Raw genomic sequence first — 10,403 nt, forward strand, 5'->3', positions numbered from 1 at the left:
ACTGCCAGAAACCATCGAGGGTGGGCGATTCCGGGAGGGGAATGACCGATCATCGTGGCCCGTCCGGCCGCCAGTGGCATACGTGGGCTGGCAACCACACGCTGGACCGGCGTCGCCTCGGGCAGGCCCACGACACGCCAGCCGAGAAGTTTCGCCAAGCCCCTGCCGGTGTGGTGCCGCAGCGTATCGACCCCCACAAGTCGCGACTGTGTTGGCAAACGACGCGTCGCGGCCATGGCCCACACCCCCGGCACTGTCGCTGCGCTTTGACGAAATCTTCTATCCCGGTGACGCCGTCGCGGCCGTCCCCGATGACGCCGCCGATCGCGTCATCGCTTCGCAAGCCCGCGAGGGCTTCGGCGTGCGAGCCCGCATGAGCACCTCGGCGATGATCCGCCATTACGACGACATCGCCATACTCACCTTCGACAACCCGACAGAACAGCTGTGGACCACCAGCTAGCGTCCGATTGGGCGTCGTGTCCGACCAGCCGGCCGGCCGGGGTCACGGCGGGGTCGTCCACGCGGTCCTGGGCGGGTCGTTGCCACCCGGAGTTCAGATGACCGGGCTGGCGGGGTGGTGGTGGCAGTCGGATCACTATGAGTGGCTGTCGCAGTACCTGGCGACGCGAGGCTTGCGGCCGTTGATTCAATCCATGATGGCGCTCAGCACTGTCACGCTCAGTTCGATCACGTTAGCCATGACCTTGTGGAGCCCTGGCGGCGCTCACCGCGTGTTTGGCGATGCTAGTGCGCTGTTGGCGGTGGTGGTGTGCATGGTGCTAGCGGCGATGTGGGCGTTACGCTGGCCGTCCCGGCGGCAGTCGGTCGGTTATGCGGTCACGACGGTGATCTGCACGGCGATGGTGTGTGTAAGTTATTCCGACCGGTTGTTCGGACTGCTGGGCTGCATGACCTTCGCGATCCTCGGCGGCTACATTGCGTTCTTTCACACCACGCGTCTGCTGGTGGTCAACCTAGCGGTCGCCGCATCGACGGCACTGACATTGACGATCTTGCTCGCTGCCAGCGGTGATGTCGTGCGCGCGGTGTGTGCTTTTCTCGAGGTGTTGGTGGCGCTGGGCTCGGTGCCGTTTGCTAGCAGCGTGCTGGTGAAACGGCTTGCTGCCGACGTCGGGCACTCCGAAGTTGACCCGCTGTGCGGGTTGCTGAACCGGCGCGGGTTCTACGCCGCGACCCACCGATTGCTTGCTCGTAGTCTCGGCCTCCGGACCTACCTGGGTATGGCAATGATCGATCTCGATAACTTCAAGCAACTCAACGACAGTCAAGGCCACGCCGCAGGGGATCAAGCCCTCAATGAAGTGGGCCGTACGCTGCGTGAGAACTGTCGATCAACATCAATCATCGGGCGCGTCGGCGGAGAAGAATTCTTGATCGTTGATATCGCTCCCACCACGACGCTGACCGAGATGGCCGAGCGTGTGCGCCAGGCAATCGCCAATAGCCCCCATCCCATTACTGCCAGCATCGGCATCGTCAGCACTCGGCTCGACGGCATGGCCGAACATGACCACCACAGGATCCTCAACAAACTGATCTCCGCCGCCGACGCTGCAATGTATGAGGCGAAAAAAGCCGGCGGAAACCAGATCCGCTCAGCGCAAGCACCGTTCAACCACGCCGACGCCTGACGCTGTGCCGAGATCACACTGGCGGGACCGATACGGCGACCAGCGTGACAGGATCCGATATGTGAGGGGGCACGGCAAGTCTCCATATTCGTTACGACGTGGTGGTCGTGTCATGGGTTAGGTCGCGGCACAGTTGCCCGTTGCGCAAGCCATCCAGCATCTCGTCGACCAGTCTGGACGTCAGGATGCAGCAGGGGATGGCAGCCGATTCATTTCTACTTTGCCATGCGCCACGATGTCTGGCCACAACCGGCAAATGGAATCCGTCGGCGGCGCGGGCGGCGTCAGTGGGTTTAGAATGGCTGCAATCTGTTGTTCATCGCCGACGACCTCGCGCTGGTCAAGCTGAAATCGCCCGATTTCAGGCCTGAGTCGGCGGTCCAGGCCACCATGCGTAGTGGTCCATGACGTCTTAGGGGACGTGGCGTTGTCGTATGTGATTGCAGGACCGGAAGATATCGCCGCAGCGGCAAAGGAGTTAACCAGCATCGGGTCGGCGATTCGGGCGGCCCACGCCACGGCAGCGGGCTCAACTACGCAGGTGATGGCTGCGGCCCGGGATGAGGTGTCGACGGCTATCGCGGCGGTGTTCGGTGACTACGCCCAGCGCTATCAGACCGTGGCCGGCCAAGCAGCGGCGGTTCATGACCAATTCACCTGTGCCTTGACGGCCGGCGCCAATTCATATGTGGCCACCGAGGCCGCCAACGCCAAGCTGGCGGCCGGCGCGGCGGCAAACCCGGCCGGCGGCATTCGACCATTGCTCATCGCGAAGCTGGAGTCCCGCAGCGATCAAGAACTTGGAGCCCTTTATGACCGGCTGCGCACGCTTTACCCCAAGGTGCCACCCAAAGAAGAGCTCCTGCGATATTTCACACCACAAGAGATTGAAAGGCTCGGACTCGTCCCCAAGCGGGGGGTCATGCGCAAACTTGGGCCATGGGAGCCATTGATCCCCGTCGGCCCGTCGAGCCCGCGGATACCGTGGCAACGGCTTTGAACTGAACGGAGCCGACAAGGAAACGCGACCGCTCTTCCGCACATTTAACCCGAGACTTCGTGCCGGTTCTGGTTAACCAGTTTTCGTTAGCGGCAGGATGACCACGATACGGCGAGCTCCTGCACCAATTCGAATTCGATCGGAAATATCGACCGCTGATCGCGGAAGTCCGGTAAGCGGCAGGCGAATAGCGATTTGGCAGCAGATGGCAGCGTGGCGGGTCCGGGTGGCAGTCCGTTCACGGCATCGTTATGCGCATGACCACGCGATCCGATGCAGAGCAGTTCGTCACGAGGTTCGCCGAGTTCTGGCGCCATCCATCGCCGCAACGATTGCCGGAGCTGCTGCATCGAGATGTCGTTCTTGTGCAACCGCTCGCACCGCGCACCTTCGGCATCGAGGCCGCACAGGCACAGTTGCACCGCTTCTGCTGCAGCCTTCCCGGCCTGACTGCCGACGTCGATCACTGGTGCGGCGACAACGACACCGTCTTCATCGAATTTCGGCTTCACGCCCGCCTCGGACGGGACGTACTCGAATGGCCTAACGTCAACCGGCTTCGGCTGCGTGACGGTAAAGGGTTCGAGCGCATCACTTACTTCGACCCTTTAGCCGTGCTGCCAACGCTGCTGCGCCACCCCTCAGTAGCGTGGCGCTGGCACCGTTTCAAGGTGCCTTAGACGGAAAGACGCGGTACGACCCGAATTATCGATGTGCACACTCGCCCTACGAAACAAGTTGGTGCGCAAAATGATAACGAATGCGGCGTTTACCCGTAAAGCCGAATATTCGATTCCGACTTATTCCCGTGTCGGCTACCCGGGTGGGGGTGGGTACGGTGGGCAGACGATTGAGCGGGGTAACCGAATTCCGCCGGCGAGCGTGGCCGGTCACCAACGCCGTTCCCATCACGCGAATCGACGCCCCAACGACCCGATCGCCCGTCAGCACCCGACCGGCGCCGAAGAGGTCGGGGGATTCCAGACCGCGCGGGTTAATCCGCGGGTCTATTTGCCAACAGGCCGCTCTGCGATTGAATAACGGGGGTTGGCTAGGGTAAGCGATAACGGTCAGCGGTCAACGTCTCCTGCATGGATTGAGCGTCAACGCCGCGGGTCGGAGGGGAAGCGTTGTCGTTTCAGAGTCGCCGCCTGTATTTCGGGCTCTCTATCGTGGTCGTCGCTGCGGCAGCCTTGAACGCGCTCGCTCCGTGGGGAGTGGCTATCGCGCACCGCTTGCAGTTTGTCCTCGAAGCAACGCTGTGTGTCGGCGCATTACTCATTGGTCTTGTCGTCGTGGCGCGGGTTGCAGGCCTCTCACGGTGGTGGCGAATAGCCCTGCTGGCTGCGATAGCCACGTTCCTGACCGCCGAGTCTCTCTCGCAGCTGGGCGGTGCCGCCGACCGCCGCGGAACAGCGCCGGGGCCTGCCGTGGTCGGCTACTTTGTCGCAGGACTCTTCTTCGTCGTCGCGATGCTTCTTCTGGTGCGCGCGGGCCGTGACCACGACGTCCGCACCCCGCGGCGCACTTGGCCGGGAGTCGTCACAACTGTTCTCGACGGCCTAGTGAGCGCGCTCGCGTTCTTCCACTTGGTGTACATCGCCCGCTTGGGCGCCGTGGACGGCGCCGTGCTACCGCGGTCGACCAATACCGCTTTCGTTTGGGGGATCGCCGCGGTGGAGCTCATCACGGTGGTGAGCGCGGTCCTCCTTGCGTTGTGGTACCCGCCGTACCGGCCGGGCCGGGCGAACTACATGCTTGTGGCGGCCGCGGTGATTACCCTCACCTCCTCTGACAGGCTGCTCGCCTATCTGCGGAGCGTCGGTGTCACCACGCTGGATCTGTGGGTCGGCATGGGATTCGTCCTAGCTCCGCTGTTGATCGCATGGAGCATGCCCGTCCTGCCTTCGCGGCCCCGTCCTAACGACGACGAACAGCCAACCAACTGGGCGCGGCTGACCGTGCCCTATACGGGGTTCATGGGCAGCACCGCCCTACTCACCTTCCAAGTGCTGTTCGGACGAGGGATCGACCCGCTCTTCGCCGGCACCTATTTGGCGTTGGCGTTGCTTGTCGCTACCCGCTACCTGGTTGCTATGCGGGTCCAGCGCATGCTGACCGAACAGCTTGTCGCCGCGAAGCGCCGGCTGGCCTATCAGGCCCACCACGATGCACTGACCGGCCTACCGAATCGATTGCTGTTGGCCGAACGGCTGGACGAAGCCATCCGCGGCGGCCCGTTCGTCTTGATTTTCGTCGACATCGATGACTTCAAAGAGGTCAATGACCGTTTCGGGCATGCGGCCGGCGATGACTTGCTCTGCGCGATCAGTGCACGTCTGCAAGATTGCCTCGGCGAGTCCGACACGCTAGCGCGGATCGGGGGAGACGAGTTCGCCATCCTCACCGCCGGTGCTGTCGACGCACCGGAGATGGTCGCCGACGAGCTTCGGGTGGCTCTTCGCACTCCTTTCTCGGTGCACGGGACGTCGGTGCGGGTGCGTGCGAGCATGGGCCTGGTCAGTCGCGGCTGCCACGACGGTGCGCCGACCTCCGACGATCTGCTCCGGCAAGCTGATATCTCCATGTACACCGGGAAGCGGCTGGGAAAAGACACTGCCGTGGTGTACCACCCGGCGTTCAGTGCTTCGGAAGACTTCACGACGGCGCTGCGACACGCGAATGACGCTGTGCCACGAGGCTTTCAGCTCAAGTATCAGCCCGTGGTAACCATGCCGGACGGCACGCCGGTCGCGGTCGAGGCACTTGCGCGATGGACCGCGCCCAGCGGGGTACAAATTCCTCCCCAAACCTTTGTCTCGCTTGCCGAGGCCCACGGCGTGGGGGCACAGCTCGATGCCCTGGTGCTCGATCAGGCGTGCGCGCAGATCCAAGGCTCGGGCCTCGATCTGAAACTTCACGTCAACATCGGCGCCGCGCGGCTCGGTAGCCGTGAGTTCGAATGTGTAGTCATCCGCACCCTCACGCGCCATGAATTGTCGCCGCATCGTCTCGTGCTGGAGATCACCGAGACAGTTCCCATCGTCGATCTCGCCGAGGGAGCGGCCGCCATCAGACGTTTGAACGAACTAGGCATCGGGGTCGCCTTGGACGATTTCGGCACGGGTTTCAACTCACTGACCTATCTGCATGAGCTACCCGTGCAAGTCGTCAAGCTCGACCGTGGCCTGGCGGCGGGCGTCCAGCCGGCGCGAAACCTCACGCTATACAAGTCGGTCATCGGATTATGCGAAGCACTGGGGCTCGAGGTGATCGCAGAAGGGATCGAAACCGTCGAGCAGGCGGAGACGGTGTTCATGGCCGGCTGCCGATTGGCGCAAGGCCACTTGTTCGGGGCAGCCTCCGCGCTAACCGATATCGTCTCTTCTTCGATCGGCAGGTGAGCATCGCAGAGCGGCATGATGCCCATCGCGGTTCGGCTGCTGGAATCTTCGAAATGCGCAGTCAGCCAGCGTAATTCGCTCGGTTGCCCGACGGGATAGGCAAACGCCAGCTTGTGATGGAGCTGATTCAACTGATTAATACGGCAAGGTCTACCCGCAAAGCACCGAGCCAGGAGGCGATGGTGAGAAATCCGGGCCCGGCGCGCGGCGATGTCCGCATTGTGCTGATTGCAGCCGCGTGTTTGCGCCCGCACTGCGGCTACGCAGTCCGACCCCTTCGTCGTGCCACGCACGCCTGAGCCGTTGAGCATGATGTGCCCAGTCTGGCTTTCCTAGCCGCCCGGCGGCGGTTCAGGAACGCCCATGATGGCGTAGTAAATCGTCTTGGCTGCACCGTAAATAACTCGTAGTTCGAAACCGCCGGCGATCGTGGCCAATCCAACGTCAGCGGCAACCGGGGCACCGAAAGCATAGATTAGCCCGCCCGTCGGGTCTCCGGAGATTGCTTGCCCTATCCCGTTGAGAAACAGGTTGACGTCGTAGGACGGGACAGAGGTTGCCATCGCATTCGCGATATCGGCCGTCGGAAGCAATGTCGCGTAACCCGCTGCGGCCGAACTCGTGATGGCGTTGGCGATTCTCGTGTTCGCCGCTTGCAGGGTGGCGATAAAGCTGTTGGGTGAGGACGACACCGATGTCAGCGTGGGCATCATGGTAGCGCCAACCGACCCGGCCGATCCGACCGATGACGCCAGGTTGGACAGTGCAACGTTCGGAAGGGATGGAATCGCGGCGACCGCGGTACCCACGTCATTCCCGAAAGCGGCGATGCCCTGAGGAGTCGCCGTGGACAAAGCGTTGATGATCGCGCCTGGGCCGACCGGCGGAATCACCCCGAACGGAGTGGGGACGTTCGGTGGGTCGGGCGACCAGCCCTGGGTGGTGCTGCCGTAGCCCAAGTCGACTAGCACCCTCAGATCTGGCTGAACCAGGTCGGCAATTGGACTGCCGATGATCGGAATTGCACGCACGGGTGCCAAGAGCGGCAGATTTTCTGTTCGAATCATGAAGTACTGAGTCTGTGTGGGGCCGACGGTATTGGTTAATTGGGTGGCCCCGCTAATTTGAAGGGGCGTGAGATCCTGATAGGTGCCATGGAGGGTCGCGATTCCTGCGAAAGCGTTGAGATCCGAGAGGAAATTAATCGGGTATTGCGGAAAGTCGGCGAAGCCGTCGTACTCGATCGTGTAGATGCGGGTCGGAAATGAGTTGTCCGGAGTCGCGGTCCCGAACGTCAGACCCAGACTCGGCATACTCAGACCTGGGAAACGCGTGAGCAGCCCACCGTTGGGATTGCTCGGATCACCGACGAGTACAAAATTGAGGTGTCCGGATGGTATTGAAGTCCCGGTTGGATATGGCAGGTTTAAGGGGTCCAGCAGCTTCATTTCCTCTGAAGCGATGACGGCGCTTTGCGAGTACCCGGCAACGTTAACGGTGTTGGTAACGCTCGGTGCCAACGACTGGATCGCGCCATTCAGGATCGTGACACCGCGGGCCACTGAGACATCGAAAGGCAAGTCCTTGATGTAGGTAAGTGGATATAGCCCCTCGGGCGTGGGTAGGACGATGATATTGCCGGCATTAGTGATGTATTTAGGGACAAATTGGTTTACTTGTTCCGGCGAGGGAATCGGGACTCCGCTGGGACCCATGACCAAGGTGGTAACGGGGTCCCCCGGCGTTGCCAGCGCCGCGGGCGTTACCGCGCCCGTCACCGTGGCCGAGACGTGGTCGACCTTGCCGCCCAGCAGCGTCTCGATGTCCGTCCGTAGCACGCCCAGCGCATTCGACGCGGCGGTCAACGCGGCGCCGGGTCGCGAAACTTCAAGCAAGGGCGCGCTGAGGGCATCGGCGGCCGTATAAGCGGCGGCGCTCGCGTTGAGATTCTGCACAAGCTCGTCATGAAAGGCCGCCGCATGGGCGCTCAGTTCCTGGTACTGCACGGCGTAGTGAGAAAACACCGACGCGACGGCCGCCGAGACCTCATCCTCAGCCGCGACCGCAATGCCCGTCGTCGGGGCGACCGCCGCCGTGCGGGCCGCGCTGAGGTTCGAGGCGATGCTTCCCAAATCCGTTGCCGCCGTTGTCATCATCTGCGGCGTCGCGGTCACGTATGACATGTCAGTCCACCTCCGTGCAAGCCCTTGGATGCCACCCGGGGCGATCCTCCATCCGCCCAGGCAAAAGGATTTTATGCGCACGGTTAGGATCTCGCCGCGCGGCAGGCACCTGATCGAGTGTTTCGTGTCGTCGACACGGCGGCCGGCTGCCCATAATCCGTTTCGGCGAAAGCAATACCCACAACCGAAGGCTGGCTCCCGGCTTTCATCTGGCTGCGGATCCGCGCGCTGCCCCGATGGTGCCCATAATCACGCCTTTCCTGTTGGCCCGGGGGTACAGACACCCGATCCTCTTGGGCTCGCACTGACGCCGGGCTGCGGTGAGCCCTGTCTGAAACCGCGGTTGCGTAGGTCGCCCTGGGGGATCGGCCCTTGTCGACGCGGTTCTCAACCTCGCCAGATGAGCCCAACTCTCCGCTCGCCGGCGCCGAAAGCGCCCCAGTCAGTGCGTCTTTCGTGGGGGTAGCCTTCGCCGGGCCTGCCAAATCAGGCCGGGCACTGTCTTGGGCAGATCAGGCCGGCTTCCAGCGTGCGCGCGCATGGCTCGGTAAAACGACCACAGCTGCCGAGGGGTGGGCACGCTCGGAAGCCACGCCAGCTCCCAATGAATTCCGTTGATCGGGTCGTCGAAGAATACCGCGTAATAGCCCGGCCAGTACTGCGGATACTCCCGGGGCTGATCGGTGACAACGACGTCACGCCTGACCAAGAACTCACGATGAAAACAGTCGACATCGCTCCTGCTGCGCGCCCACAACGCAATGTGGTTGATGCCGACCGCCTGATCGACATGGCGGAGTTTTTCGCCGGTGCGTGCCGGCTGGATACCGATGTAGCTGTGCGGGTTGAAGAATCGAGTCATGTAATAAACCGACTGGTATTCCAAGTTCAGCGTCGAGAAACTGCTATATCCGAGCCAGCCGAACATCGCGTCGTAGAACGCGATCGATTTCTCATAGTCCAACACTGCGAACTCGGCATGATGAACACCGCGCCAACGCACCATGGCCCCCTCGAAGACTCAATACTACTAAATGTAGTAGCCGCTCTGGGGGATGTGAAGACCTCGGGCAAAGGTCCGCAACCGAACGTCTCCGCCCGCCCGGGAGCACCGCTGTTGGTTCCACAAGCAGCCCAATGTGCTTGCTGCGCTGCCGAAGTCAGCGCATCGCGGTGCGCTGGCGGCGATGCGGTAAATCTAGAACGCCGAGGACATCCAAAGGGCCCAAGTCTTGATCAACGCCTTCGCGATCGACTAGGGCGCCGAGTATTCAAGGCGGTCCCCAAGATCATCGAGGACGCCGACATACTGCTCGAGTTCTACGGGTATCCGGCCGAGCACTGAATCCACCTGCCCACGACGAACACGTGAGGCTGCAATTGCCATGGCCTGCAGGCTGATCGATGCCGCACAAGCACACTGGCGTGCCGGGAATGCAGCACATCGGGTCGCCGTGGTTCGTGTCGGCGCGGTGTTCCACAAGGGCGAATCGAGCGAACCGGAGCATCAAACCTGCAGCGGCATTGCCTAGCCTCGTAGGCTGGGTCCGTGCCTGCCGAACGAGTGGAACTACGCGCGACGTCGGTGACGATCGCCGCGCCGGATCCCCGAGAGCTGGCGGCCTTCTACGCCCGCGTCCTGGGCTTGCAGGTGACGCATTCCGATCCACCCCGCCAGGGTGAGCCCGACGCCGCGGGATGGGCCCAGATCAAGACGGCGTCACTAACCCTGAACTTCGAGTTCGAACGGTGCTGGGAACCGCCGGTATGGCCCGCGCAGCCAGCACGACAAGTCGCGACCCAGCATCTCGATATCTGGGTGAGCGACGTCGACGCAGCGGTCGGGTGGGCGGTCGAATGCGGCGCCCGCCTCGCCGACGCACAACCGCAGGAAGATGTACGAGTCATGGTCGACCCAGCCGGCCATCCGTTTTGCCTTTTTCGCTAGACCCCTGCCGCGAAGGTCGCCCGAGCTGGCATTCGCAGATACTTGAAAATAACTCCGCCGGGGGCGTCGAATATCCCAGCCGACGCTGCTACCTGCTGTTCCAACGACACACACGAGACAGGATCTGATCGCCGTCATGTCTCCAGATTGGAGACAGGTGGGTGCGTGACCCTGCGTTGTTGTCACGCACAACCAGCGATACTCGGGTGGTCG

At 62.4% G+C, this 10,403-nt stretch carries 9 protein-coding genes and 1 pseudogene; 7 read left to right on the forward strand and 3 right to left on the reverse strand.

Features of this window, described 5'->3' with window-relative positions; translation table 11 throughout:
- Window positions 1-197, reverse strand: a 197-nt coding sequence (locus JO059_RS20110) for a hypothetical protein (protein ID WP_293321945.1), incomplete at its 3' end; no start/stop codon positions are given.
- Between the two features lie 11 nt (window positions 198-208).
- Between JO059_RS20110 and JO059_RS20115 the strand changes: the two genes are divergently transcribed.
- From JO059_RS20115 to JO059_RS20135, 5 genes are all read left to right on the forward strand, one after another.
- On the forward strand, window positions 209-463 hold the full coding sequence (locus JO059_RS20115; RefSeq protein ID WP_293321947.1) for a hypothetical protein: 255 nt from the start codon (window positions 209-211) through the stop codon (window positions 461-463).
- 97 nt (window positions 464-560) lie between these two features.
- Window positions 561-1,655 carry a diguanylate cyclase gene (locus JO059_RS20120; RefSeq protein WP_293321949.1) on the forward strand — a complete coding sequence of 365 codons (1,095 nt, stop codon included), beginning with the start codon at window positions 561-563 and terminating at the stop codon, window positions 1,653-1,655.
- Between the two features lie 436 nt (window positions 1,656-2,091).
- Window positions 2,092-2,655 (forward strand): PE family protein, encoded by a 564-nt coding sequence (locus tag JO059_RS20125; RefSeq protein WP_293321951.1) that lies wholly within the window; start codon window positions 2,092-2,094, stop codon window positions 2,653-2,655.
- A 257-nt stretch (window positions 2,656-2,912) separates the two neighbouring features.
- Complete coding sequence (locus tag JO059_RS20130) at window positions 2,913-3,335, forward strand: nuclear transport factor 2 family protein (protein ID WP_293321953.1); 423 nt, start codon at window positions 2,913-2,915, stop codon at window positions 3,333-3,335.
- 492 nt (window positions 3,336-3,827) lie between these two features.
- On the forward strand, window positions 3,828-6,059 hold the full coding sequence (locus JO059_RS20135) for an EAL domain-containing protein (protein WP_293321955.1): 2,232 nt from the start codon (window positions 3,828-3,830) through the stop codon (window positions 6,057-6,059).
- 332 nt (window positions 6,060-6,391) lie between these two features.
- Here the strand turns inward: JO059_RS20135 and JO059_RS20140 are convergent, their stop codons facing one another.
- Together JO059_RS20140 and JO059_RS20145 are read right to left on the reverse strand one after the other, a co-directional pair.
- Window positions 6,392-8,242, reverse strand: coding sequence for a PE-PPE domain-containing protein (locus JO059_RS20140; protein WP_293321957.1), 1,851 nt, complete (start codon window positions 8,240-8,242; stop codon window positions 6,392-6,394).
- Between the two features lie 442 nt (window positions 8,243-8,684).
- On the reverse strand, window positions 8,685-9,245 hold the full coding sequence (locus JO059_RS20145; RefSeq protein WP_293321959.1) for a VOC family protein: 561 nt from the start codon (window positions 9,243-9,245) through the stop codon (window positions 8,685-8,687).
- Between the two features lie 100 nt (window positions 9,246-9,345).
- Here JO059_RS20145 and JO059_RS20150 point away from each other — a divergent pair.
- Window positions 9,346-9,774, forward strand: a pseudogene (locus JO059_RS20150) (transposase); the annotation flags it as partial.
- 17 nt (window positions 9,775-9,791) lie between these two features.
- On the forward strand, window positions 9,792-10,190 hold the full coding sequence (locus JO059_RS20155) for a VOC family protein (RefSeq protein WP_293321961.1): 399 nt from the start codon (window positions 9,792-9,794) through the stop codon (window positions 10,188-10,190).
- Window positions 10,191-10,403: the final 213 nt, after the last annotated feature.

The organism is Mycobacterium sp. (assembly GCF_019247615.1).
Classification (GTDB): domain Bacteria; phylum Actinomycetota; class Actinomycetes; order Mycobacteriales; family Mycobacteriaceae; genus Mycobacterium.